Raw genomic sequence first — 24,463 nt, forward strand, 5'->3', positions numbered from 1 at the left:
ATGTGTGCGACGGCGGCCCAGCACTCTCGTCGCCTTCCGGCGCGCGCCCTCCGCCCGGCTCCGACCGGCGCCGGTACCGTAGAGGCGTGACCCGATCCCGACCGCTCCCGGTGGATCCGCTCGCCGAGGCGAAGCGGCAGTGGATCGCGCACGGATGGACGGATGCCGCCGAGGGCATGGCCGTCGTCACCTCGGTCATGCGGGCGCAGCAGCTGATGCTGGCGCAGGTGGATGCCGCGCTGAGGCCGTTCGCCCTCAGCTTCGCGCGGTACGAGGTGCTGCGACTGCTGGCGTTCAGCCGCGCAGGCCGACTGCCCCTGTCGAGCGTGGTGGCCCGGCTCCAGGTGCATGCCACGACCGTCACGAGCACAGCCGACCGGCTGGTGCGCGACGGGCTGATCGTGCGCGAGCCGCATCCGCACGACGGCCGCGCGGCGATGCTGGCTCTGACCGACGACGGCCGAGAACTCGTGGAACGCGCGACCGTGGCACTGAACACGGGAGTGTTCGCCGACACCGGGATCAACCGCGCCGATGCCGCCGAACTCGTCGCGATCGTCGCGCGCCTGCGCCGCAACGCCGGCGACTTCACCGATCCGCGCCCGCACCCCGAGCCGCTCTGACATGGCGCGGTTCGAGCTCGAACGCGTGATCGCCGCGCCTCCGGCCGCCGTCTTCGCCGCATCGCTCGATCCGGAGCTGCACGTGCGATCGATGGCGCGGTACGGCGAGTCCATGATCGAGGCCCCGGCGGGAGGTCGGTTCAGTGAGGGATCGACCGTGACGTGGCGTGCCCGGCACTTCGGCATCCCGTTCCGCCTGCGCACCCTGGTGTTCGACATCGATCCACCTCGCGGGTTCCGCGACCGCCAGATCGCCGGTCCGTTCGGCGCCTTCCTGCACGAGCACGTGTTCGAGCCGCACCCTGACGGGACGCTCCAGCGCGACACCGTGACGTTCCGCTCGCCGCTGGGCCCGATCGGGCGCGCAGTCGATCGGATGTTCCTGCGGGCGTACATGCAGCGGCTCATCGCCGAACGCAATGAGCTCATCGCCGCCGAAGTCGAGGGGCGCGGGCGTACTCTGACGGCATGAGCGAACTGCGTCTGCATACCGTCCTGATCGGTCGAGGCCCCGCGGCGGCGATCGTGCTCACCGATGACCAGGTCGCGGCCCTCGGCGGGGGCAAGGCGTTTCCGGTCGTCGTCACGATCGGCGGCCACACGGCGCGGCTCCGTGTGGCGCGCATGGGCGGCGAGAACATGATCGGCTTCAGCAAGGCCGTGCGTGCCGACCTGGGCGTCGAGATCGGGCAGGAGGTCGACGCCGTGATCCGGGTCGATGCCGCCGAGCGCACGGTCGACGTGCCCGCGGCACTGGGTGAAGCGCTCGACGCCGACCCCGCGGTGCGCGCCGCGTTCGACGCACTGTCGTACACCGTGCGCAAGGAGCACGCGCGGAGTGTCGCCGAGGCCAAGCAGGAGGCGACGCGCGAGCGGCGGATCGCGAAGATCGTCGAGTCTCTCCGCGCCTGAGCGTTCACAACTCCTCAGAATCATGGGAGATCAGCGCCGATTCGGCACCATGCTCCCGAACTCTGAAGGTTCTTGAGGAGTTGTGAACCGCGCATCAGCGGTTCTCGAACCGGGGCGCGCGCTTCTCCCGGAAGGCGGCCATGCCCTCCTTCTGATCCGCGGTGTCGAACAGCGCCGCGAACGCACGCTTCTCGTGCGCCAGGCCCTCGGCCAGCGTGGTCTCCATCGCCGCGTCGAGCGCCGCCTTCGCGGCGTACACCGACGGCAGCGACTTCGAGGCGATGGTCTCGGCCAGTTTCTCGGCCTCCGCTCGCAGATCCGCGGCCGGTACGACTCTCGACACGAGCCCGGCACGCTCGGCCTCTTCCGCTCCCATGAACCGACCGGAGAGCACGAGCTCGGCGGCCTTGTAGTACCCGACCGCTCGGATCAGCCGCTGCGTGCCGCCCATCCCGGGGATCACGCCGAGGTTGATCTCGGGCTGCCCGAACTGCGCCGTGTCGGCGGCGAGGATGATGTCGCACATCATCGCGAGCTCGCATCCGCCGCCCAGCGCGAAGCCCGAGACGGCGGCGATGACCGGAGTGCGCACCGCGGCGAACTCGTGCCACACGCCGAAGTGATCGGTGGCGAGCATCTCGCCCCCGGTCATCCCCTCCATCTCCTTGATGTCGGCGCCCGCGGCGAACGCCTTCTCCGACCCGGTGACGATGATCGCTCCCACCCCGTCGTCGGCGTCGAACGCGAGCGCGGCAGCCGTGACCTCCTCGGCGAGCAGGCTGTTCAGGGCGTTCAGCGCCTCCGTGCGGTTCAGGGTGATCCACCCCACGCGGCCCCGTTGCTCGACCAGGATCGTCTCGTACTCGGTCATCGTGCGGCCCTCTCGATCATGGACATCTCCGTCGTGGACATCTCCGGCGTCCACTGTGCCACGGTCGCCGTCGCGCTCACACCCTGTCCCCGCGGATGTCGGTGATGATGCCGGAGAAGTCCCTGCTCGCGCCCTCACCCGCGGCGAAGGCGGCATAGAGCTGCTGGGCGAGCCGCCCCATCCGCGCATCGGTCCCGGTCTGCTCGATCGCCTGGAGCGCGAGCCCGAGGTCCTTCGCCATCAGGGCACCGGCGAATCCCGGCTGATAGTCGCGGTTCGCGGGACTCGTCGGCACGGGACCGGGCACGGGGCAGTTGGTCGTGATCGACCAGCACTGACCGGATGCCTGAGAGACCACGTCGAACAGGGCCTGATGCTCCAGGCCGAGCCGTTCACCGAGCACGAAGGCCTCGGCGACCGCGATCTGCGAGACCGCCAGCACCATGTTGTTGCAGACCTTGGCCGCCTGGCCGAGCCCCGGACCACCGCAGTGCACGATCCGCTTACCCATGATGTCGAGCAGCGGGAGGGCAGCGGCGAAATCCTCGTCCGACCCGCCGACCATGAACGCGAGCGTGCCGTTCTCGGCGCCCACCACCCCGCCCGAGACGGGGGCGTCGATGTGCCGATGCCCCGCGGCGAGCGCGAGCGCGTGGGCCTCCTGGGCTTCGTCGACAGCGATCGTCGACGACTCGATGAAGAGTGTGCCGGGTCGCGCGGCGGCGAGGAGTTCCGCGCGGTACGCCTCGAGCACGTGCCGGCCGGCGGGGAACATCGTCACGACGACGTCGGCCTCGATGACGGCTGCGGCCGCGGTCGCGGAGATCGGGATGCCGGCTGCCCGGGCCGCGTCGATCGCCGCGGGCACCAGATCGAATCCGTGCACCTCGTGCCCGGCCGCGACGAGGTTCCTCGCCATCGGAAGCCCCATGTGCCCGAGGCCCAGGAACGCGACGACCATCGGGGATGCCGACGCGGTCATGATGCGCCCCGCATCGACTGCGAGCCGGAGGGCCGCAGCATCTCCCGACCGACGATCAGCCGCATGATCTCGTTCGTGCCCTCGAGGATCTGATGCACCCGCAGGTCGCGCACGACCTTCTCGATGCCGTAGTCCTGCAGATACCCGTAGCCACCGTGCAGCTGCAGCGCGCGGTTGGCCACGTCGAAGCCGGCATCCGTGGCGAACCGCTTGGCCATCGCGCAGCGCATCGTGGCATCGGGCGCGTGCGCGTCGACGGCTTCGGCACCGTCACGCACCATGAGCCGGGCGGCCTGCAGATCAGTGCGCATGTCGGCGATCGCGAACAGGATCGACTGTTTCTCGGCGAGCGCCTCACCGAAGGCCACACGCTCGTGCACGTACTGCACGGCACGGTCGAGCGCCCATTGCGCGCCGCCGATCGAGCAGGCGGCGATGTTCAGCCGCCCGCCGTTGAGCGCCGACATCGCGATCGCGAACCCTCGACCCTCCTCGCCGAGCAGAGCGGATGCCGGCACCCGCACCCCGTCGAGCACGACCTGTCGCGTGGGTTGGGCGTGCCATCCCATCTTCTTCTCGAGCGCTCCGAAGCTCAGCCCGTCGGCATCTCCCGCGACCAGGAAAGCGCTGATGCCGCGGGCACCCGGCTCCCCGGTGCGCGCCATCACGACGTACACGGCAGCCTCGCCGGCGCCCGAGATGAACTGCTTCACACCCGTGAGCACGTAGTCGTCGCCGTCACGGACCGCGCTGGTCGCGATGTTCGCCGCGTCGGATCCGGCGCCCGGTTCGGTCAGGCAATACCCACCGAACTCCGACATCGCGGTGAGGCCGGGGAGCCAGCGGTCGATCTGTTCGGCGCTGCCGTAGGTGTCGATCATCCAGACCACCATGTTGTGGATCGAGATGTACGCCGCGACCGCCGGATCGCCCTGGGCGAGTTCTTCGAAGATCGCGACGGTGTCGACGCGGGCGAGTCCGGTGCCGCCGGACTCCTCGCGCACGTAGATGCCGCCGAGGCCGAGCTCGCCGGCCTTCCCGAGCGACTCGCGCGGGAAGAGGTGCTTCTCATCGCGCTCGGCGGCGAACGGGGCGAGCTCGGTCTCGGCGAACTCGCGGACGGCGCCGAGGATCGCCTCGCGCTCCTCCGCTGTGGTGGTCGTCGTCATCATGGTCATGTCTCGTGTCCTTGCGCGAGTGGCGATCAGTGCATGGTGGGGATGACGAAGCTGGCGCCCTCGCGGATGCCGGACGGCCAGCGACTGGTCACCGTCTTGGTCTTCGTGTAGAAGCGGAACGCGTCGGCTCCGTGCTGGTTGAGATCGCCGAAGCCGCTGCGCTTCCATCCACCGAACGTGTAATACGCGATCGGCACGGGGATCGGCACGTTGACCCCGACCATCCCGACCTCGACGCGGGCCGCGAAGTCGCGCGCCGTGTCGCCGTCGCGCGTGAAGATCGCGACACCGTTGCCGAACTCGTGCTCGGAGGCCATGCGCAGCGCCTCCTCGTAGTCGGCCGCCCGGGCGATCACGAGCACCGGGCCGAAGATCTCCTCGCGATAGATCGCCATGTCGGTCGTGACGTGATCGAACAGCGTCGGCCCCAGGTAGAAGCCCTCCTCGTGCCCGGCGACGGTGAAGCCGCGACCATCCGCGAGCAGCGTGGCGCCCTCGTCGATCCCCTGCTGGATGTATCCCTCGACCCGCTCGACCGCCGCCCGCGTGACGAGGGGTCCGTAGTCGACATCGGCTGCGAGAGACGGGCCGATCCGCAGCTGCGTCACGCGCTCGACGAGCTTCGCGGCCAGGGCATCGGCCGTCTGCTGACCGACCGGCACCGCGACCGAGATCGCCATGCAGCGCTCGCCGGCCGATCCGTAGCCGGAGCCGATCAGGGCATCGACGGTCTGATCGAGATCGGCATCGGGCATCACGATCATGTGATTCTTCGCACCGCCGAAGCACTGGGCGCGCTTGCCGTGCGCGGCCGCGGTGGCGTAGATGTACTCGGCGATGGGCGTCGAGCCGACGAAACCGACCGCGCGGATGCGGTCATCGGTGAGCAACGCGTCGACCGCCTCCTTGTCTCCGTGTACGACGTTGAGCACTCCGGCCGGGAGTCCGGCCTCGAGGAACAGCTCCGCCAACCGCACGGGAACAGAGGGGTCGCGCTCGCTCGGCTTGAGCACGACGGCGTTGCCCGCGGCGAGTGCCGGTCCCGCCTTCCACAGCGGGATCATGGCGGGGAAGTTGAACGGCGTGATCGCCGCGACCACGCCCAGGGGCTGACGCATCGAGTAGACATCGATGCCCGCGCCGGCGCCGGTCGAGTATTCGCCCTTGAGCAGATGAGGGGCGCCCGCCGAGAACTCGATGACCTCGAGCCCGCGCTGGATGTCGCCCTTCGCGTCGTCGACCGTCTTGCCGTGCTCGCTCGCGAGCAGTTCTGCGAGCGGCGTCATCTCGCGCTGCACCAGATCGAGGAAGCGCAGCAGCACGCGAGCCCGCTTCTGCGGGTTGGTCGCCGCCCACTCGACCTGAGCGGTCTCGGCGTTCGCGATCACCTTGCGCACCTCGTCGGCCGAGGCCAGCGGCACACGCGCCTGCACGGCGCCGGTGCTGGGGTCGAACACGTCGGCGAAGCGTCCGGCATCCGGAGTGAGATGCGATCCGCCCACGAAATGCGGGATAGTACGAGTCATTTTGTGATGTCCCTTCGTGCCTTCATTGGCACTATGACGACTTTACTCCGACGTCCGCAGATTTACTAGGACGTCCTTGCACTTTCGTCGCCGAAGAAGCGCGTTCGCCGTCCGTTCACCGAGCGGCCACATCGATCGATTACAACTGCACTTGCGCGGAGAGACTCAGACCGGACGGGTAGTCACGGATTTCCGCGCCGCGGAGAGCGATCAGCTCCCGCCGCGGTGCCCACACCGCACAGACCCCCGCCGAATCGGGTCGGCGGGGGTCTTCTCCGTCTTCGGAGGTTCAGAGAGCGATCAGAGACGTTCGATGAGCGTGGCGTTGGCCATGCCACCGCCCTCGCACATCGTCTGGAGCCCGTATCGGCCTCCCGTGGCCTCGAGATGATCGACGAGCGTTCCCAGCAGCCGCGTGCCGGACGAGCCCAGCGCATGCCCGAGCGCGATCGCTCCCCCGCGCGGATTGAGCTTCGCGGGGTCGGCCCCCACCTCCGACGCCCACGCCAGCGGCACCGAGGCGAAGGCCTCGTTGACCTCGTAGGCGTCGAGATCGTCGATCGAGAGTCCGGTGTTCTCGAGGATCCTGCGCGTCGCCGGGATCGGACCGGAGAGCATCATCAGGGGATCGTCACCGACCACCGTGAACGCATGGAATCGCGCACGCGGCACGAGGCCCAGCACCTCGGCCCGCTCTGCGCTCATGAGCAGCGCGGCCGATGCGCCGTCGGTCAGAGGCGAGGAGTTTCCCGGGGTGATGCGCCAGTCCAGCTCCGGGAACCGGGCGACCATCGCCTCCGTGCGGAAGGCGGGCGACAGAGCGGCGAGGCCGTCGGCGGTCGTTCCCGCACGGACCGTCTCGTCGAAGGTCGCCCCCGGCGCCTCGGGCACGGCGACGACGGTGCGATCGAAGAATCCCTCCTGCCAGGTCGCCGCCGCACGCCGGTGGGACTCCGCCGCATAGGCGTCGAGCTGATCGCGAGCGAGCCCCCAGCGCTGGGCGATGAGTTCGGCCGACACCCCCTGGTTCACCAGCCCGTCCGGATACCGCGCCCGGAGCCGCGGCGAGACGGGCGATGCACCGGCCGCCGACGAGCCGAGGGGCACGCGGCTCATCGACTCCACTCCTCCGGCGATCACGATGTCGTACGCCCCGGCGATGATGCCCTGCGCCGCGATGTGCACCGCCTGCTGACTCGATCCGCACTGCCGATCGATCGTCGACGCAGGCACTCGCTCGTCGAAGCCGGCCGCGAGCACCGCCTGGCGTCCGATGTTCATCGACTGCTCGCCGACCTGGCTCACGCATCCCAGCAGCACGTCGTCGATCTGCGCAGACTCCAGCCCGCTGCGCTGCAGGAGCGCGGTCAAGACTCCCGCAGCGAGATCGACCGGATGCACCGCCGACAGCGCACCTCCGGGCTTGCCCCGCCCGACCGGAGTGCGGACGACATCGACCAGAACCGCTTCGCTGCGTGTAGTCATGCCCCCATTGTGCGCCCTGTGCACGGCCGCGGGCTCGAGTCCGGCGGTCGGTCGGGACGCCCGACTCAGGCGTCGGGCTGCACGAACCCGTCTTCGACTGCTCGGCGGAACAGATCGACCTTGGTGAGCGCCGGTCGCCCCACCGCCGCGTACTTCCCGCGGATCCGCCGCACATGATCGAGCACGGTCTCCCGCGACACGAACAGCGACTGCGCCACCCGCTCCGCGGTCTCACCGGCGGCGTACAGCGCCAGCACCTCGGCCTCTCGCGTCGAGAGGTTCACGCGCGCCGGCATCGCCTCCGGTCTGCCGATGCCCGCAGCCCAGTCCGCGCCCGGCGTGAGCTGCCCCCGGGCGGCCGCGCGGAGCGTGGCGACCAACTGCGGCGCCTCGTCGGACTTCTTGACGACCCCGACGGCACCTGCCCGCGCGGCTTCGCGGATGAGCACGGGTTGCTCGTCTCCGACGTAGGCCAGCATCCGGGCTCCGGTCCACGAGAGCGCCGCGATGTTCTGCGATGGCGTCGACCCGTCCGACAGCGTCAACCCCAGCAGGATCACGTCCATCCGCTGCCGGAAGGCGACGAGCTCCGCCACCGTCTTTCCCACCGCGACCACATGCAGTCCCGGATGGCCGTTGATGATCGCCGTCGTCCCCAGAAGCATCGCCCGATGATCATCGACGATTCCCACACACACGACCATTCGACTCCCGTTCCCCAATTTGTCTGCTTTCTTCGGCCCGAATCCCCGATCTGCGGGCCGACCCCAAGAAGAAGGCTGCGGGGGGATCGCTCTCCCCGCAGCCTGAGGGCCTCCGGGGAGGAAAGACCCTGTGTCGGCGAACCTGCCGCCAGTCAAGGGTTACCGTCGCGTACGACACGTCACAAGGAACCGACGCGCATTCCCCCGCAAGTAGGGGCGACAGAAGCGCATACGCCGAAACACGCCGGAGGAAGCCCCCCGGCTCCCTCCGGCGCTCCTGCGCGTCCCCCCAGACGCGGGCTGCTTTCCCGAGCAGTCCGCGACGCGCGTCGGCGCCCGAGTCGACGGCGCCACTGCCGCCACCTCGGATGCTCTGATCGCCTGCATGTCGTCGATCGGTCTCACGTCGATCCGTGTGCTTCCCCGGTCTCACCGGAACGCACCGGGCGTGCACTCCTGAAGAGGAGACGTGCGAACATCGCCTTCCTCACGCGGTTGCCGCCGAATCCCCTACTTCTGGGGAAGCACGGCGAGACGCACGACGGAAGCCCCGGCCGACGTACAGCGCGACCACCAGGACGGATGCCAGGAACACCGGGATCCACCAGGGGAAACCGGGCCCTCCGGATGCGGCTCCCGCCCCCAGCAACGACGCAGGAGGGGTCGGTGTCACGCGCTCGCCGGTTACGAGGATGCGGTGGGAATTGATCCCCAGCGGGGTGCAGGTCACGAGCGTGACGAGATCGCGCCCGGCCTCCGCCTGAAGGCTCAAGGTGTCGGACGGAGCCACGACGGCGATCTCGACCACCTCGTAGGTGAGCACCTCGCCGAAGGTCGTCAGCGTGAACCGGTCGCCCCGCTGCATGCGATCCAGATCCGTGAACATCGTCGCATCGGCCAAGCCACGATGCGCAGTGATCACCGCGTGGGTGTCCTCTCCCCCGACAGGGAGGGAGGTTCCTTCCAGGTGACCGGCACCGCGCAGCAGGGTCGCCGGGTCCGTGCCGTGGTAGATCGGCAGATCCACGTCGATCCCGGGGATCTGGATGCGCGACATGACCCCGGTGCGCGTGTGCAGGATGCTGTCGTAGTCGAAGCCGAGGTCGGTGGCCGCATCACTCGTCGGCACGCTCGCACCGGCCCCCACGAGCGCCCCGGAGGAGAGCGCGGCGTTGTACCGACGCGCCTCCTCGAGTTGCGCGGCCGGCCCCGGATCGGCGTCGGCGGCATCCGCGCGGTACCCGTCGACGATCAGCGACTGGTTGTAGGCCGAGAGCCAGCTCGCCGCGGGCGAGTAGAGCAGCACCGCCACTCCGGCGAGCGCGAGGAGTCCCGTGACGATGCGCAGGATCGCCGAGCTCCGACGCCCCCTGTCTGTGCGAGTGTTCCGCTCACCGTTCGTCACGGCGTCTCCGCTCCGCGGCGCGAAAGAGTCCGGGTCGGCGGCCTCGACACCACCGCCCCGGACGATCATGGGCCGCTCAGACGTCTGCTGAGCGGCGTCGGCGGGAGACCAGCACTCCGCCGAGCGCCATCGCGACCAGCGCGATGCCGGCGATGGTCAGCGCGAGCTGGCCATCGGCTCCGGTGAACGGCAGGGTCGGAACGCCCTGCTGCGTGTTCGGGATGTCGATCAGCGCGACGGTGCCGTTGTCACCGGCGGCGACCACGACCTCGGTGAGGGCGGCGGCGCCGACCGGGAGCACGAAGCCGGCGGGAGCGGCGATCTCCTTCAGCACGTAGCAGCGCTCCGTGTAGTCGTGGCCCGGCTCGTTGACGTCGGTGACCGTGCCGTCGGCGGCGACCTCGAGCTCGGTGTCGCCGATCCACAGACCGGGGAATACGACGGAGCCGTCAGCGGCCGACGAGACCACGAGCGGCGTGGTGGCGCCGGGCTCCGTGACCGCAGCGAGGGTGCCGATGTCGGCGATGCAGCCGGCGGCATCCGTCGTTCCCTGGTAGATCTCGAACCGCGCCCCGGCGAGGCCGTCGGCGTCGTCCGCCGCGTTGACCTTCTTGGCGGTCAGGTTGCCCCAGCGGGTGCTCGTCTCGTTCGTCGGCGAGCCACCGGGGCCGTTCGGGGTACCCGGCGTGAGCTCGAAATCGTTGACGTTCACGTACGCGATGTTGCGGATCTCGCCGACGGTGTTCGCCGCCGCTTCGAATCCGATCACGACGTTCGTTCCGGCCTGCAGTTTCGCCAGCCCCGCCGCGGTGAACGTGACCGTGAGCGTCTGCCCCGACCAGGCCGGGGTGTAGTCGGTGCCCTGCACGAAGGCCGCACCGCCAGCGACGACGGCAGTCACCGTCGACAGCGCCGTGTTCGGGGTGAGCGCCGCGTCGAGCGTGTCGGTGAGCGCGAACCGGTCATAGGTCTCGCCGTCACCGAGCGCGGGGACCTTGGTCGTGACCTGGAAGTCGATCGGCGCACCGAGGGCAGCCCCGTTCTCCTCCTGTCCGACGATGTTCTTGCGAGGACCTTCGGCCACCGTGTTCTTCGGATACACGTGCACGTCGTAGACCCACTCGCCGTCCAGCGGGGCGCCGTCGACGCCCTCGTTGACGGCCGGCGTCGGGATCGTCACGAGGAACGGCGTGGCGGGAGCCACGACACCGGCGGGGGCATCGATCTCGCGCACGAAATACGGCCCGGTGGCGAGCGTCGGAGTCGAGACCGTGCCGTCGGCGCCCGTGGTCACGGTCTGGCAACCGGTGAGGTCGAGACCGGCGAGCGTCGACCCGGTCTGCGCGGCCTTCTTCTGCGCGGCGGTAATGGCGTTGAGCACATCCCACCCGGCATTGGATCCGTCGAAGAGGTCGACGCCGTCGATCAGGCAGTACTCGAAGACGACGTCGGCGATCGGAGCACTGTCGGGCTGAGTGCCGGTGCCGTCGGGATTCGCCGCACCGTTGCCGGGGTTGGCGAACTTGTGGATCGTGATCGATCCCGTCTGGTCGGGGTCGATCGCCGCGGCGTTCGCGGCCGCCGCCGTGGTGAGCACACCCAGAGCCCCGAGCGAGAGGGCGGCGCTCAGCGCCACCACTCCACGCACGCGGGGGTTCGCAGTCGTGAGAGTCATGTCAGTCCTTTCATGCATCGCCGGTGGGCGATGTGGTCGTGGTGCGGCGTCGGCGACGATGCTGTGCGATGAGGAGTCCGAGTGTCAGCAGCAGGAGACCGGCTCCGAGCACCAGGAGTGCGTCGGTCCCCGTGCCGCCGGTGAACGGCAGTTGCGGCGTCGTCTGCTGCCGATTGACGATGTCGTCGAGCACGGTGACCTGCACATCTCCTCGCACGATGACAGTGCGGGGAGTCTGGTCGAGCACGAAGCCGACCGGCGCCTTGGTCTCGGTCAACTGATATCCACCCGGGATCAGTCCGGGCACGAGGAACTGCCCGGCCACCGGGTCTTTGTCCGGTCCGCCGCACGGCGTCTGAACGCAGTCGACGATCGTCAGGGATGCACCGAGCGGTTCGCCGTCGATCAGCTGACGGAGCGTCCATTCCGCGCCGGCCAGCAGCCCCGCATCGGGCGAGTCATCGACCTTGTCCCACCGGAGAGAACCGGAGAGCGGGTTCACCACGGTCTTGTCGAGGAACACGTTGCGCAGTTCCCCATGGGCGTCGTCGTTCACCGTGACGGTGTACGACACCCGCACGGTCTGGCCCGCAGTCAGCGCCCCGGTCCAAGTGAGCCGCTCGGTCGCGGCATCGAACACCGCGCTGCCGATCGCGGGAGTGACGACGATGGATGCATCATCGAACGTCGCGTTGTCCACGACGTCGGAGAGATCATCGGACACCGAGAACGGGTTGCTCGCCACGGCTCCACTGTTGGTGATCGTCAGCGTGTACTTCACGGTGTCGCCCGGGTTGACGAGCGCTCCATCTCCCTTGTCGACGGTCTTGTCGACGGTGAGGATCGGATGCTCGACCACGACGCCCGGCTCGACGAGGAGGTTCTTCAGCGTGCCTGTCGCATCGTCGTCGACCTTCACGGTGTAGCGGATCGTGGCCACCGTGTTGCCCGCGAGCGGCGCGGTCGGGCTGGACGACCAGGTGAATCCGGTATCGCCCGCCGCGTACTGAACTTCACCGCACGAGTTGGCCGTCGGCGCGCACGTCACCACCGGCGGCGTCACGAGCGTGGCCTTGTCGAGCACCTCCGACATGTCATCGGTGACCTCGCCCCCGGTCGATGTGTTCGCCGTCGCGTTGGAAACAGTGACGGCGTAGGTGACCGTGTCGCCCGGCTTGACCATGGTTCCCGCCACCGGATCCGCAGTCTTGCCGAAGGTGAGCGCAACGGCGGGAACGGTCGTCGTGGCGCACGACTCGTGATTCGCGTTCGGTGCCACGCAGGGGTGCAACGGAGTGACCGGTGTCTCCCCGTCAACGCCCCAGCGGTTGACGAGGGTCGCCCCGTCCTGCGCCACGCGCACGGCCACCGTGAAGCTGTACAGCTGGCCGAGTGGCATGTTCGCCAGGTTCCAGGTCACGACGCCTCCGGCGTGCACCCCACCGCCCGACGCCGACACGAACGTCGCACCGGCCGGGAGCGTGTCACGCAGGGTGATGTCGGTGAGGTCGCGGCCGCCGTCGTTCACGGCCGTCACGGTGTAGGTCAGGGTGTCCCCCACGTTCGCGGTCGCCTTGTCCACGATCTTGTCGATGGTGATGTGGCTGAAATCCTGGCGGGAGATGCCGACACGTGCCGTCTCGACCGGAGGAAGGGTCTGTCCCGTCGCGGCATTCTTCTGCGCGGTGGCGAAAGTGTTCCAGGCGGCGTCGCTCGCGTTCGCGAGCGGCGGCGTCGTCATCCCGATATCGATCGAGAAGCCCTGATCGAACGCGTAGGTCGTCGTGGAGACGAACTTCAGTGCACGCACGCTCGACAGCAAGGTCGCACCAGGGCTCGCCGGCATGGCAATCCAGTCGTCGGCGCACCCGAGGTTCTGGGCGTTCGGAAGCACCTCCGCACGACAGGGGTTGACCGACGTCGAGTAGTACGCCGTCATGCCGGCAGGTAGCGCAGAGATGCTCGTCAATGTGGGGCGGAACGTGCTCCCCCGCTGCTGCTGGAGCGTTCCGGCGACCGTGCCGGTGTCGCCGACCCGCGGGAGGAGATCGTACGCGACGACGCCGTTCATGCTCGCGATGCTCTTGTTCGTCCACCCCAGACGGAAAGTCGCGTCTCCCCCGGCCGCGGCCACGTAGCCGATGGCAGGGAAGGTCTTGAAAGCGGTGTCGAGACTGCCGCGGACGGACTTGGTGACACGCACTGCAGCCGACATCGGATCAGGGTTGACGGTGAAGTTCGTCGTCGCTGAACACGCCATGCCCGCACCCGCGGTTCCGGCGACTCGGGTTCCCGTCGTGCAGATGTCACCGGTCTGAGGATCGGAGAGATTCACCGTCGCCGTGTTGCTGTAGTTGCCGGGGAACGGCGGGACGGACGGGACCAGGATCTCGAAGCGGAGACGGTCACCCAACGGGCCCGGTCGTAGGAGCGCGTTGATCGTGGTTTTCGGAACCGTGACCGTCAGGATAGTCCGGCCGGTGGCAGGATCGATCGACGTCGTCGATGTGATTCCGAGGTTCATCGTCCAGGAGCTCGTCCCGTACTTCCAGACGCGTGCGGTGACGGGTCCCGTCACCGTCCATCCGGCCGGCAACGTGTCGGTGTAGGTGAGGTCGCCGGATGTCGGCCCCGGCAGGAACGTCTCGCTCGAGAACTGGAAGCCCTTGTCGGTCGGGACGTAGTACTTCGTCACCCCGATCTGCGGCCCTTGCTTGACGTAGATGCTGCCGATCGACGTCGTTCCGGTAGCGAACGCGGCCGCATCCCCGACGAGATAGGAATTCACGCCACCGCGATTGCGGATCACGTTGCCGCCACTGCGGGCCTCATCCACATACCCGCCGACATAGATGTCGGTTCTGGCACTGGTCATCCCGGCAGTGCGCGGGAAGATCAGCTCCGCGACGCTGCCCACCGCGCTGTTCGGAACCCGATAGGTGCGGAACGACGGCCCGTTCGCCTGCGCCTCGCCGCTGTCTCCCCCCCGATCGAGGTCGATCACCGAGCCGTCGATCAGGCGGGCACGCACGACGAGCGCGTCGGGCACCCCTACCCCGCCGGCGCCGGCGCGCGTGTCGATCGTGATGAGGGTCGGGTTGAAAGCAGGATCCGTGCAGAGCGTGCCTCCGACCGGGTAACTGGAATAGAGCGCCCCGGACACGTTCGTGTTGCAGGGCATGGGATCCGTGAGCGCGAACTGCATCCCGGATGCGGGTAGGTCGACCCGCATGCTGTACACGGCCTCGATCCGGAAGTCGGTTGCCGATGAGGGAAAGACATAGGCCGAGGGCGAGGGCGTTGCCGCGACCCCCCGGCCGAGCCAGGCACCCGGGTACGTCGCAGAGCGGTAGCCATTGAGATTGAGGTCGTACGCACCATCGCCGACGGTGTTGAGGAGCGGTCCGTAACCGAGCTTGGACACGGTCGCGCCGGGCAGGGATGCAACCACGGTGATGCTCGCCGATGCACTGCTCGTCACCGTCCTGTTGCTGAGGGAGGTGCCCGTGGCGCTCACAGTGTTGACCAGAACGGTCCCGTCGGCCACGTTCGCATTCACCTTCGCAGACACGGTGACCGGAACAGCGAGTCCATTCCCCTGGGAACACCGCTCACCGACTTGAGCGGGAGTGAGTGTAAACGTCACGGTCTGCCCGGCAACCACCGCTCCGGTAGGAGAGCTGGAGGCATAGGTGAGACCTGCCGGGAGTGTGTCGACCAGCACGAGTTTCGTGAGGTCCTCGACCCCGGTCGAACCCGCTGCCAGCGGACAATCCCACCACAGGGTGTAGTTCACCGTGGCGCCCGGGACGTAGAAGGCCACGTCACTCGTCTTGCGAACATCGATGGATGGCTGGGCTGTCGCCGTCGATGTCACACCCGGTGCCGTGACGGTGGGGGTTCCGTCGCTGAACGTCATGGTGGGCGTGAGCGTCCAGTTCGTTCCGTTCGGCGTGGTGTGGTTCGGCGGCGTGATCGTGATGCCGACGTTGCCCGATGTGCCCTGCACGAGATCGTCGAGTTCGATCACGAGCACACCGGCGACGATCGACCAGTTGCGGATGAGTGCGTTCGCACCGACCTTCACGTCCATCCCGGCCGCGGCACCGAGGGGGATCCGGATCACCGGGTTCTCCGCGCAGGGATCGGCGTTGACGTTGCTGCACGCGTAGGTGACGTTGTAGCCGAACGCGACGCCGGATGCCTGCGACGAGGGAGTGAGCGCCGTGATGCTCATCGAAGGCTGCGAGCTGGCATCAGCACGCGCGGCGCTCGGGGTCTGCATCCCGATACCCACCGCGAGGACGGCGACGATCCCCACGATTGCGCGAACGACGCGCGCCCAGGACCCGTCGGTCGTCATCCCCGTCAGCGCTCGCTGATCCCCAGGTCGCTTCTGCATCTCTTCTCCCCGTCCGCGGCGCGCGAGTAGAAGCGCCCCGGAATAGGAGACTGCATATCGCGCCTACGATCACGCCTTCCTGCCCGAATCCCCTAGAGCTGGGGGATCATCGCCGACTCGTCGAGAACCCCGCCGGGCGCATAGAATCGTCGTCGCGCCGTCACCCTGGCGCATCCGCCGTTCGGCGCCCGTGATCCGGCCGCCCTGCATCCGAGGTTCCGTCATGCCCAGCGATCCCATCACCGTGTCCATCCGCCGCGAGGTCGATCCCGCGCGCATCACCGAGGCCACCGCATGGGTGCAGACCGGGGTGAACATGGCGAACCGCTACGCCGGATTCCTCGGCTCCGGATGGGTGCGTGCCGGCGAGGAATCGCAGATCTGGCACATGCTCTACCGCTTCTCCAACGAGAAGACCCTCGTGGCCTGGGAGAAGTCGGAAGAGCGCGAATGGTGGCTCTCGATGGGCGAGGGCTTCATACGCAGCGAACGATCCCGCAGGCGCAGCGGGATCGAGGGCTGGTTCGACGAACCGACCACCGGCACGATCACGCTTCCGACCGCCGAGGGCACCGCGAGCGTCACCGTCGTGAAGACTCCGCCGCGCTGGAAGCAGGCCGTGACGATCTGGCTGGGCTTCTTCCCGGTGAACGTGGCGTTCGCCTATGCGATGAGCCCGGTGCCGGGCTGGGACGGGCTCCCGATCTGGTTGCGCGCACTGTGCACCACGATCGTGCTGACCCCGATCATGACGTACTGGGTGCTGCCCTGGGTCACCCGCGCCCTGCGGAGCTGGCTCGCTCGCTGATCGCGCTCAGATCACGCCGACCGAGGTGAAGGCGAGTTCGGCTGCGCCCAGCAGTAGGCGATCGGCCGCGAGGGATGCCGGGAGGATGCGCAGTCCCTCGACGTTCTCGGCCATCGCGCCGGTCGCGACGGCGGTGGCGAAGCCCTCGGGATCGCCCTCGACGAGCATCGCGAGGAAGCCGCCGAGCACGACTACGGAGGGGTTGAGGATGTTCACTGCATCCGCAATCGCCTGCGCGAGCACCGCACGCTGGCGGCGGCACTCCTCCTGCACCTCTCCCGGATCTCCGGATGCCCCGGCGAGCGCATCGGCCAGCGCGAGATCGTCGGCCGTGTGGAGCCCCAGTGCGGTCAGCAGGCGCGCGCGGCTGACCGCATCTTCGAGCACGGCGCCTTCGAGCACGGCGGCCTCGCCGGCATCCTGCGCGTCCCCCTCGGCGGCACGCACGCGGTTCTGTCCGAACTCCCCGGCGTACCCCCCGACTCCCCCGACCGGCAGACCGTGCACGATGATCCCGCCACCGATGCCCGACGGTCCGCCGTTGAGATAGATGACGTCGTCCGCACCGTCGGCTGCGCCGAAGAGATGCTCGGCGAGGGCGCCCAGGCTGGCGTCGTTGCCCACGGCGACAGGCAGAGCGGCGTGTTCGGCGATCAGAGCCCGCAGCGGCGCATCGACCCACCCCAGGTGCGGTGCGTTGCGCACCAGACCGTCGGCGGCGCGCACCAGCCCGGGTACCGCGACGCCGATGCCCACGAGCCGCACGTCGCGCAGCGCGCCGACACGCCAGCGTGCGATGACTTCCGCGACGAGCTCGGCGGTCGCCGCCGCGCTCAGCACGGCGGCGGACTCGATCCGCTCGCGCACGGCGATGCGGCGGGCGAGATCGACCGCGGCGATCTCCACGGCATCCACTTCGGGGTTCACCGCGATCACGACTGTCTGCGCGGAGGCCTCGACCACAGGTGACGGGCGCCCCACGCGCCCGACCGGGTCGGGGTCGCGCTCGATCACCCAGCCTTCGACGACCAGTTCTCCGACGAGATCGGCGACCGTGGATCTGTTCAACCCGGTCGCCGCGGTGAGCTGCGCACGAGACTGCGCGCCGCCGAGGTGCACCAGTCGCAGGATGCGGGCGAGGTTGCGCGCGCGGACTCCGTCGCCCGAGTCCTTCGGCGCAGCATCCGTCGTCACATCGTCCTCCGTCTCGGGCCGGCGTCTCAGTCTAGAAGGCTGGACATCGTCGGATCCAGCATATATGTTGTTGCTCACAACAATTAGGACTGCCGCCGCGTGGCGTCATCTGCAAAGGAGCATCATGAGCCTCACCCCCACCCGTGCCGACAAGTTCTCGTTCGGCCTGTGGACCATCGGATACAACGGCACCGATCCCTTCGGCGGTCCCACGCGTCCGGCCCTCGACGTGGTGCACGCCGTCGAGAAGCTGTCCGAACTCGGGGCGTACGGGCTCACGTTCCACGACGACGACCTGTTCGCGTTCGGATCGACCGACGCCGAGCGCCAGACGCAGATCGATCGGCTGAAGGGCGTGCTCGCCGACACCGGCGTGGTCGTGCCCATGGTCACCACGAACCTCTTCTCCGCCCCGGTCTTCAAAGACGGCGGCTTCACCTCGAACGACCGCCAGGTACGCCGCTTCGCGCTGCGCAAGGTGCTGCGCAACCTCGACCTCGCCGCCGAGCTGGGCGCCCAGACCTTCGTCATGTGGGGCGGGCGCGAGGGCGCGGAGTACGACTCCGCGAAGGACGTGCGCAGTGCGCTCGAGCGCTACCGCGAGGCCGTCAACCTGCTCGGCGACTACGTGACCGACAAGGGCTACGACATCCGCTTCGCGATCGAGCCTAAGCCGAACGAGCCGCGCGGCGACATCCTGCTGCCCACGCTCGGCCACGCGATCGCCTTCATCGACTCGCTCGAGCGCCCCGAACTCGTCGGCGTGAACCCCGAGGTCGGCCACGAGCAGATGGCCGGGCTCAACTTCACCGCCGGCATCGCGCAGGCCCTGTTCCACGGCAAGCTCTTCCACATCGACCTCAACGGTCAGCGCGGCATCAAGTACGACCAGGACCTCGTGTTCGGCCACGGCGACCTGCACAACGCGTTCTCGCTCGTCGACCTGCTCGAGAACGGCGGCCCCGGGGGCGTTCCGGCCTACGACGGCCCGCGCCACTTCGACTACAAGCCCTCGCGCACCGAAGACGAGTCCGGCGTCTGGGATTCCGCAGCGGCCAACATGCGCACCTACCTGCTTCTCAAGGAGCGGGCCGCGGCCTTCCGCGCCGATCCCGAGGTGCAGGACGCACTGGCAGCGGCGCGCGTCGCCGAGCTCGCCACCCCCACACTCGGAGAGGGCGAGACCTACGACGCTCTGCTCGCCGACCGCAGCGCCTACGAGGACTTCGACGCCGATGCGTACCTCGGTGGCAAGGGCTTCGGCTTCGTGCGACTGCAGCAGCTCGCGACCGAGCACCTGCTCGGCGCCCGCTGACCCGCTCATGGCTCTCGCGCTCGGCGTCGACTCCTCGACGCAATCGTGCAAGATCGTCGTGACGGATGCCGCGACCGGCGCCGTGGTGCGCAGCGGTCGGGCATCCCATCCCGACGGCACCTCGGTCGACCCGGAGTTCTGGTGGCAGGCGCTCGTCGCCGCGATCACGGATGCCGGCGGGCTCGACGACGTCGAGGCGTGGGCCATCGGCGGCCAGCAGCACGGCCTGGTGGCGCTGGATGCCGCGGGCGCCGTGATCCGCGATGCCCTGCTGTGGAACGACACCCGATCGGCGGATGCCGCGGCCGACCTGGTCGCGGAGTTCGGCGCGCAGGAGCTCGCCGACCGCACGGGACTCGTGCCCGTGGCATCCTTCACCATCTCGAAACTGCGCTGGCTGCGCGATCACGAGCCCGAGAACGCGGCGCGGGTGGCGGCGGTGGCGCTGCCGCACGACTGGCTCACCTGGCGACTGCGGGGATACGGCCCCGCGGGGGCGGATGCCGCGCCGCTCGGCCCCGTGCTCGACGAGCTCATCACCGATCGCTCCGACGCCTCGGGCACGGGGTACTGGAGTGCGGCGACCGGGGAGTACGACCGCGCCCTGGTGGTCGCGGCTCTGGGGCATGACGTCGTCCTGCCCCGGGTGCTGGGCGCCGACGAATCGGTGGCGGACGCCGCAGGCCGACGTGTCGGTGCGGGGGCAGGTGACAACGCCGCGGCCGCCCTCGGGCTCGGCGCTGGTCCCGGCGACGTGGTGGTGTCGATCGGCACCAGCGGCACGGTGTTCGCCGTAGGTTCGCAGCCGTCGTCTGATGCCTCAGGCATCATCGCCGGCTTCGCGTCGGCGGACGGTCATTTCCTGCCGCTCGTCTGCACGCTCAACGCGGCGCGGGTGCTCGACGTCACGGCGGCGCTCCTCGGCGTGGATCACGAGGAATTGAGCCGTCTCGCACTGTCGGCATCCGCTGGCGCCGCGGGCTTGGAGCTCGTGCCGTACTTCGAGGGCGAGCGCACGCCCAACCTGCCCGATGCGACCGCGACCCTCAGCGGCATGACGCTCGCATCGACCACGCGCGAGAACCTGGCGCGCGCCGCGGTGGAGGGGATGCTGTCCGGGCTCGGTGCCGGACTCGACGCGCTGCGGGAGTCGGGCGTGCCCCTGCGGCGTGCGCTGCTGATCGGCGGCGGGGCGCAGTCGGAGGCCGTGCGGGCGATAGCCCCTGCGGTGTTCGGCATCCCGGTGGAGGTGCCCGAGGCCGGGGAGTACGTCGCGCTGGGCGCCGCCCGGCAGGCCGCCGGGTTGCTCGCGTAGTCGGGTTGCTCGCGAGGAAAGGGCGGTTCCCTCCTCCTTCACCGGTCAGGCGGGCGATAGACCCTCGATCAGCAGCTCCATGGCCGCCCGCGACTCCGCCTCCCAGAGAGGGCGATCGGCCGTGGATCCGATGCCGTGAAGGATGACCAGAACGGCCCCGGAAGGGATGTCCGCCCGAATCGCCCCAGCGGCGGACGCCCTCGCCATCAATTCGCCGACCGTGCGCTCCAGCTCGGTCCCGCCGTCGGCTTGCACGTCGGGACCCACCAGGGCCGCAAGCGTGCGCGCCAAGGCCGCATGCGCGATGACATAGTCCGCGAAGCCACGCAGGAATGCCGCGAGAGCCTCCCCCGGCGGACGCGTGGAGGCGCGGGCCCGGGCGCAGAGCGCGGTCACCTCATCCTGGTACACGGCAACAGCGAGAGCTTCACGCGTGGGGAAGTGACGGTACAGCGTCCCCACGCCGACACCAGCGCGGTGCGCGAAGTCATCGAACCGCAGCTGCTCGTCGCGGTCGAACGCCGTACGCGCCGCCGCCACGATGGCGTCGCGGTTGCGCCGGGCATCGGCACGCATCGGCCTCTGTTCAGGCATCCGTCCCCCTTTGACAATCGGAGATGATTTCCGTATCTTAGCATTCGGAGATAGTCTCCACTTAATCGATGACCGGGAGGATCGCGATGCGCATTCTGATGTTCGGCCGCGGCGTGATCTCGACGATCTACGGTCAGGCTCTCCATGAGGCAGGGCACGACGTCGAGTTCTACATCCGCCCCGGACGCGCTGCGGTGTACGGCGACGAGGTACGACTGGATCTCATCGATGCGCGACGATCCCCTCTCGGTACACGGGTTCGCTCGTCGGCGCCTGTGCGCTTCAGAGAGACCCTCGATCCCGGGGACGGGTTCGACCTGGTCATCGTGAGCGTCGCCCATCATCGTCTCGCTGCTGCGACCACTTTCCTCGGACCGCGAGTCGGCGACGCGACCGTGCTCGTGTTCGGCAACGTCTGGGACGAGCCTGCGGCTGCGACCGCATCCCTTCCCGCTGCACAGGTGATGTTCGGATTCCCGCAGGCAGGCGGCGGATTCGGCGACGACGACGTGCTGCACGGCGCTCTGATGCGTGGCGTCATCCTGGGAATGTCCGGCGCCTCGCCGACCGCGCGGGAGAGAGACGTGCAGACAGCGTTCCGGAGCGCGGACCTGACCGTCCGCGTCGAGCGGGACATGCGGGGATGGCTGTTCCTGCACTTCGCCGCCGATGTCGGCATGCACGCTCAGGGCCACCGTCACGGCGGGTTGGCCCGAATGATCGGCCATCGCCCGGCACTGCGAGATGCATTGCTGACCGCTCGGGAACTGCTGCCGATACTCACCGCTCGCGGGGTCGACCTCGCTCGGCACCGACGTGCCATGCTCCCCTATCGCATGCCGACAGCGACCTCCGCCGCCATGGCCTGGGCCACCCGCCGCTTCTCGATCGCGCGGGCCAGCCTGGCGGCGCATACCGATCCGGATGCCGACGAACCCCGCGCCGTCCTCCACGACGCGACGCGGGAAGCCCGCAGACTCGGGGTTCCGACCCCGCGCCTCGACGCTGCCCTCGCGGCGAGCCCGCGCACCGCGAGCCGGACGACTTAGACGGCGAAGATCCGCCAGGATGCGGCGTGCGTCGCGCCGGGCTCCAGGGTCACCAGGTCGACGCCGGAGTTGAAGGCGTCGGGCGGACACGTCATCGGTTCGACCGCGAGTCCGATGCGATGCGTCGCGGGGATCGCGGGGGTGTCGGCGGTGTGCACCTGCACCCACGGGCATCGCTCGTCCCACGCGATCGCGACGCCGGTGCCGGCATCCGTCGTCAGGCGCACTTCGGCGATGCCGCCCACCTCGGCGAGCGACGTGAACGCGTGATCGATGAACACGTCGCCGATCGGTCTTGCCGTGCGGAAGTCCCATTCCGGATGCTCGGTCACCGGCTCCACCGCCACCGGGCTCAGCCGATCGGGCGTCACGGTGAGCACCTCGGATGCCGGAAGCTCGAGTGTCCAGTCGTCGACGCGTCCGGGGCCGGCGACCAGGTACGGATGCGGACCGGTGCCCCAGGGCGCGGCATCCGCCCCGATGTTGTGCGCCGTCACGGTCTGGCGCAGCCCGTCGGCGTCCAGTCGATACTCGGTCTCGACCTCGATGCGGAACGGGTAGCCGGTCTGCGGCTCGATCACCGCGGCGAGCGCGACGCGGTCGTCGAGCACGAGGCGGTCTTCGAACTCGACCCACGCGAGGAGTCCGTGCAACGCCTGCGCGCGCGACGGTTCCGTGAGTGGCAGCTGGTGCTCGACGCCGCCGAATCGATACCGTCCGTCGACGATGCGGTTCGGCCACGGCGCGAGGGTCGCACCGCGGTAGCCCGGTCGCACCTCATCGGCATCGAAGGGCACGACGAGGTCGCGTCCGTCGAGGGCCAGCGATCGCAGTGATGCGCCGACACTTGCGATCTCCGCCACGTAGCCGTGGCCGGCGATGCGCAGCTGACGACCCGAACGAGGGAGTGTCACAGGCCCTGCGCCAGACGATAGTAGGCCTGATTCCAGCGGACCTGCTTCTGGAACTCGGGCAGCGTGGTGCTGTCGTCGATCACCAGCAGCTCGACCTCGGCCATCTCGGCGAAGTCACGGAAGGCGTCGATACCGACCGCGGTCGACATGACCGTGTGGTGGGCGGCACCCGCGGTGAGCCAGGCCGCGGCGCTGGTGGTGAAGTCAGGCTGCGGCTTCCACACCGCACGTCCGACCGGGAGCTTCGGGAGCGAGGCCCGCGGTGGCACGTTCTCGACCACGTTCGCGGTGAGCCGGAAGCGGTCGCGCATGTCGCTGAGGGCGACCACCACGGCGGGGCCGGGATCTGCGGTGAACACCAGACGCACAGGGTCATCCTTTCCACCGATGCCGAGCGGGTGGATCTCGAGCGTGGGCTTCGCGGTCGTGAGCGACGGCGACACCTCGAGCATATGCGCGCCGAGGATCAGCTCATCCCCCGGCGTCATGTCGTACGTGTAGTCCTCCATGAGGCTCGCGCCGCCGGGCAGCCCCGAACCCATCACGTTCGCGATGCGCACGAGGATCGCGGTCTTCCAGTCGCCCTCTGCTCCGAAGCCGTATCCCTCGGCCATGAGGCGCTGCACCGCGAGGCCGGGCAGCTGCGTCAGCGCACCCAGATCCTCGAACGAGGTCGTGAAGGCGCCGAAGCCACCCTCCTCCAGGAAGGAGCGCAGGCCGATCTCGATCGCGGCGCCATCGCGCAGCGACTGGTACCGCTCGCCGCCACGGCGCAGTTCGGGCGCGACCTCGTACAGCTCCTCGTACTCGGCGACGAGGGCGTCGATGTCGGACGCGGATGCCGCAGCGACGGCATCCGCCAGCTCGTTCACGCCCCAGGTGTTGACCTGCACGCCGAAGCGCAGCTCGGCCTCGGTCTTGTCGCCCTCGGTGACGGCGACGAACCGCATGTTGTCGCCGAAGCGGGCCAGCTTCAGACCACGCGAGGCCGCAAGTCCCGCCGCCGCGCGCTGCCAGGTGCCCAACTCACGGCGCAGCCGCGGGTCGGACGCGTGACCGACGAGGGTCTTGCGCGGCACGCCCAGACGCGTCTGGATGTAGCCGAACTCGCGGTCGCCGTGCGCGGCCTGGTTCAGGTTCATGAAGTCGAAGTCGATGTCGGCCCAGGGCAGCTCGACGTTCGCCTGCGTGTGCAGGTGCGCGAGCGGCTTCTTCAAGGCGTCGAGCCCGGCGATCCACATCTTCGCGGGGCTGAACGTGTGCATCCAGGCGACGAGCCCGATCACGCGGTCATCGGCGTTGGCCTCCAGCGCGGTGCGCTTGATGGCGGCGGCATCCGTCAGCACCGGCTTCCAGACGATCTTCACCGGCACCTCGGACGACTCGTCGAGCAGGCGTGCGATCTCCTGCGACTGGGTCGCGACCTGGGCGAGCGTCTCGGGGCCGTAGAGGTGCTGACTGCCCGTGAGGAACCAGACCTCGTAGCCGTCGAGGGAGGTGGTGAGAGCCAT

At 69.1% G+C, this 24,463-nt stretch carries 20 protein-coding genes; 7 read left to right on the forward strand and 13 right to left on the reverse strand.

The genetic code is table 11. The annotated features are described in order from the left end of the window. Positions 1–86: 86 nt before the first annotated feature. Genes P0Y60_17095 through P0Y60_17105 form a run of 3 tightly spaced genes read left to right on the forward strand, consistent with a single transcriptional unit; the run spans position 87 to position 1,535 of the window. Positions 87–623: a MarR family transcriptional regulator gene (locus tag P0Y60_17095; GenBank protein ID WEK60995.1), complete on the forward strand. Its 537-nt coding sequence runs from the start codon at positions 87–89 to the stop codon at positions 621–623. A 1-nt stretch (position 624) separates the two neighbouring features. After that, complete coding sequence (locus tag P0Y60_17100) at positions 625–1,095, forward strand: SRPBCC family protein (GenBank protein WEK60996.1); 471 nt, start codon at positions 625–627, stop codon at positions 1,093–1,095. Further along, positions 1,092–1,535 carry a YdeI/OmpD-associated family protein gene (locus P0Y60_17105; protein ID WEK60997.1) on the forward strand — a complete coding sequence of 148 codons (444 nt, stop codon included), beginning with the start codon at positions 1,092–1,094 and terminating at the stop codon, positions 1,533–1,535. The genes P0Y60_17100 and P0Y60_17105 overlap by 4 nt, the downstream gene beginning before the upstream one ends. 94 nt (positions 1,536–1,629) lie before the next feature. On the opposite strand, the gene P0Y60_17110 is transcribed toward P0Y60_17105, so the two are convergent. The 9 genes from P0Y60_17110 to P0Y60_17150 form a co-directional block, all read right to left on the reverse strand. After that, a complete protein-coding gene (locus P0Y60_17110; GenBank protein ID WEK60998.1) occupies positions 1,630–2,406 on the reverse strand; it encodes an enoyl-CoA hydratase-related protein in 777 nt (258 codons plus the stop codon). A 76-nt stretch (positions 2,407–2,482) separates the two neighbouring features. Then, on the reverse strand, positions 2,483–3,388 hold the full coding sequence (mmsB, locus tag P0Y60_17115; GenBank protein ID WEK60999.1) for a 3-hydroxyisobutyrate dehydrogenase: 906 nt from the start codon (positions 3,386–3,388) through the stop codon (positions 2,483–2,485). Continuing rightward, positions 3,385–4,566 (reverse strand): acyl-CoA dehydrogenase family protein, encoded by a 1,182-nt coding sequence (locus P0Y60_17120; protein ID WEK61000.1) that lies wholly within the window; start codon positions 4,564–4,566, stop codon positions 3,385–3,387. The genes mmsB and P0Y60_17120 overlap by 4 nt, the downstream gene beginning before the upstream one ends. Before the next feature lie 26 nt (positions 4,567–4,592). Beyond that, positions 4,593–6,092 (reverse strand): CoA-acylating methylmalonate-semialdehyde dehydrogenase, encoded by a 1,500-nt coding sequence (locus tag P0Y60_17125; protein WEK61001.1) that lies wholly within the window; start codon positions 6,090–6,092, stop codon positions 4,593–4,595. A gap of 300 nt (positions 6,093–6,392) precedes the next feature. After that, a complete protein-coding gene (locus P0Y60_17130) occupies positions 6,393–7,577 on the reverse strand; it encodes a thiolase family protein (GenBank protein WEK61002.1) in 1,185 nt (394 codons plus the stop codon). Between the two features lie 65 nt (positions 7,578–7,642). Further along, a complete protein-coding gene (locus P0Y60_17135) occupies positions 7,643–8,242 on the reverse strand; it encodes a LuxR C-terminal-related transcriptional regulator (protein WEK61003.1) in 600 nt (199 codons plus the stop codon). A gap of 526 nt (positions 8,243–8,768) precedes the next feature. Continuing rightward, positions 8,769–9,755 carry a class C sortase gene (locus P0Y60_17140; protein ID WEK61004.1) on the reverse strand — a complete coding sequence of 329 codons (987 nt, stop codon included), beginning with the start codon at positions 9,753–9,755 and terminating at the stop codon, positions 8,769–8,771. Positions 9,756–9,762: 7 nt separating this feature from the next. Continuing rightward, positions 9,763–11,361 carry a SpaH/EbpB family LPXTG-anchored major pilin gene (locus P0Y60_17145; GenBank protein WEK61005.1) on the reverse strand — a complete coding sequence of 533 codons (1,599 nt, stop codon included), beginning with the start codon at positions 11,359–11,361 and terminating at the stop codon, positions 9,763–9,765. A gap of 10 nt (positions 11,362–11,371) precedes the next feature. Then, positions 11,372–15,763 carry a SpaA isopeptide-forming pilin-related protein gene (locus P0Y60_17150; GenBank protein ID WEK61006.1) on the reverse strand — a complete coding sequence of 1,464 codons (4,392 nt, stop codon included), beginning with the start codon at positions 15,761–15,763 and terminating at the stop codon, positions 11,372–11,374. Positions 15,764–15,986: 223 nt separating this feature from the next. Here P0Y60_17150 and P0Y60_17155 point away from each other — a divergent pair, with 223 nt between their 5' ends. Continuing rightward, on the forward strand, positions 15,987–16,571 hold the full coding sequence (locus P0Y60_17155) for an antibiotic biosynthesis monooxygenase (protein ID WEK61007.1): 585 nt from the start codon (positions 15,987–15,989) through the stop codon (positions 16,569–16,571). Between the two features lie 6 nt (positions 16,572–16,577). Here P0Y60_17155 and P0Y60_17160 read toward each other — a convergent pair whose 3' ends face one another. Continuing rightward, on the reverse strand, positions 16,578–17,765 hold the full coding sequence (locus P0Y60_17160) for an ROK family protein (protein WEK61008.1): 1,188 nt from the start codon (positions 17,763–17,765) through the stop codon (positions 16,578–16,580). 124 nt (positions 17,766–17,889) lie between these two features. On the opposite strand from P0Y60_17160, the gene xylA reads away from it, so the two are divergent. Both xylA and P0Y60_17170 read left to right on the forward strand, forming a co-directional pair. Next, on the forward strand, positions 17,890–19,080 hold the full coding sequence (xylA, locus tag P0Y60_17165; GenBank protein WEK61009.1) for a xylose isomerase: 1,191 nt from the start codon (positions 17,890–17,892) through the stop codon (positions 19,078–19,080). A 7-nt stretch (positions 19,081–19,087) separates the two neighbouring features. Then, positions 19,088–20,395, forward strand: a complete 1,308-nt coding sequence (locus tag P0Y60_17170; protein WEK61010.1) for an FGGY family carbohydrate kinase — start codon at positions 19,088–19,090, stop codon at positions 20,393–20,395. 45 nt (positions 20,396–20,440) lie between these two features. Here P0Y60_17170 and P0Y60_17175 read toward each other — a convergent pair whose 3' ends face one another. Beyond that, positions 20,441–20,989 (reverse strand): TetR/AcrR family transcriptional regulator, encoded by a 549-nt coding sequence (locus P0Y60_17175; protein ID WEK61011.1) that lies wholly within the window; start codon positions 20,987–20,989, stop codon positions 20,441–20,443. 86 nt (positions 20,990–21,075) lie between these two features. Here P0Y60_17175 and P0Y60_17180 point away from each other — a divergent pair, with 86 nt between their 5' ends. Then, positions 21,076–22,038, forward strand: a complete 963-nt coding sequence (locus P0Y60_17180) for a 2-dehydropantoate 2-reductase N-terminal domain-containing protein (GenBank protein WEK61012.1) — start codon at positions 21,076–21,078, stop codon at positions 22,036–22,038. Here the strand turns inward: P0Y60_17180 and P0Y60_17185 are convergent. Beyond that, the gene (locus P0Y60_17185; protein WEK61013.1) at positions 22,035–22,952 is read right to left on the reverse strand and encodes an aldose 1-epimerase family protein; all 918 of its coding nucleotides are present in this window, start codon (positions 22,950–22,952) and stop codon (positions 22,035–22,037) included. The two genes, P0Y60_17180 and P0Y60_17185, sit on opposite strands and share 4 nt — an antisense overlap. After that, positions 22,949–24,463 carry an L-arabinose isomerase gene (gene araA / locus P0Y60_17190; GenBank protein ID WEK61014.1) on the reverse strand — a complete coding sequence of 505 codons (1,515 nt, stop codon included), beginning with the start codon at positions 24,461–24,463 and terminating at the stop codon, positions 22,949–22,951. The genes P0Y60_17185 and araA overlap by 4 nt, the downstream gene beginning before the upstream one ends.

Source organism: Candidatus Microbacterium colombiense (assembly GCA_029203165.1).
GTDB lineage: Bacteria > Actinomycetota > Actinomycetes > Actinomycetales > Microbacteriaceae > Microbacterium > Microbacterium colombiense.

Bases quoted from the DNA above. Each gene is read 5' to 3' on its own strand.
- P0Y60_17100 (WEK60996.1), top strand. From the start codon at position 625: ATGGCGCGGTTCGAGCTCGAACGCGTGATCGCCGCGCCTCCGGCCGCC.
- P0Y60_17105 (WEK60997.1), top strand. From the start codon at position 1,092: ATGAGCGAACTGCGTCTGCATACCGTCCTGATCGGTCGAGGCCCCGCG.
- P0Y60_17110 (WEK60998.1), bottom strand. From the start codon at position 2,406: ATGACCGAGTACGAGACGATCCTGGTCGAGCAACGGGGCCGCGTGGGG.
- mmsB (WEK60999.1), bottom strand. From the start codon at position 3,388: ATGACCGCGTCGGCATCCCCGATGGTCGTCGCGTTCCTGGGCCTCGGG.
- P0Y60_17120 (WEK61000.1), bottom strand. From the start codon at position 4,566: ATGACCATGATGACGACGACCACCACAGCGGAGGAGCGCGAGGCGATC.
- P0Y60_17125 (WEK61001.1), bottom strand. From the start codon at position 6,092: ATGACTCGTACTATCCCGCATTTCGTGGGCGGATCGCATCTCACTCCG.
- P0Y60_17130 (WEK61002.1), bottom strand. From the start codon at position 7,577: ATGACTACACGCAGCGAAGCGGTTCTGGTCGATGTCGTCCGCACTCCG.
- P0Y60_17135 (WEK61003.1), bottom strand. From the start codon at position 8,242: ATGCTTCTGGGGACGACGGCGATCATCAACGGCCATCCGGGACTGCAT.
- P0Y60_17140 (WEK61004.1), bottom strand. From the start codon at position 9,755: ATGATCGTCCGGGGCGGTGGTGTCGAGGCCGCCGACCCGGACTCTTTC.
- P0Y60_17145 (WEK61005.1), bottom strand. From the start codon at position 11,361: ATGACTCTCACGACTGCGAACCCCCGCGTGCGTGGAGTGGTGGCGCTG.
- P0Y60_17150 (WEK61006.1), bottom strand. From the start codon at position 15,763: ATGCAGAAGCGACCTGGGGATCAGCGAGCGCTGACGGGGATGACGACC.
- P0Y60_17155 (WEK61007.1), top strand. From the start codon at position 15,987: ATGCCCAGCGATCCCATCACCGTGTCCATCCGCCGCGAGGTCGATCCC.
- xylA (WEK61009.1), top strand. From the start codon at position 17,890: ATGAGCCTCACCCCCACCCGTGCCGACAAGTTCTCGTTCGGCCTGTGG.
- P0Y60_17170 (WEK61010.1), top strand. From the start codon at position 19,088: ATGGCTCTCGCGCTCGGCGTCGACTCCTCGACGCAATCGTGCAAGATC.
- P0Y60_17175 (WEK61011.1), bottom strand. From the start codon at position 20,989: ATGCCTGAACAGAGGCCGATGCGTGCCGATGCCCGGCGCAACCGCGAC.
- P0Y60_17180 (WEK61012.1), top strand. From the start codon at position 21,076: ATGCGCATTCTGATGTTCGGCCGCGGCGTGATCTCGACGATCTACGGT.
- araA (WEK61014.1), bottom strand. From the start codon at position 24,463: ATGGCTCTCACCACCTCCCTCGACGGCTACGAGGTCTGGTTCCTCACG.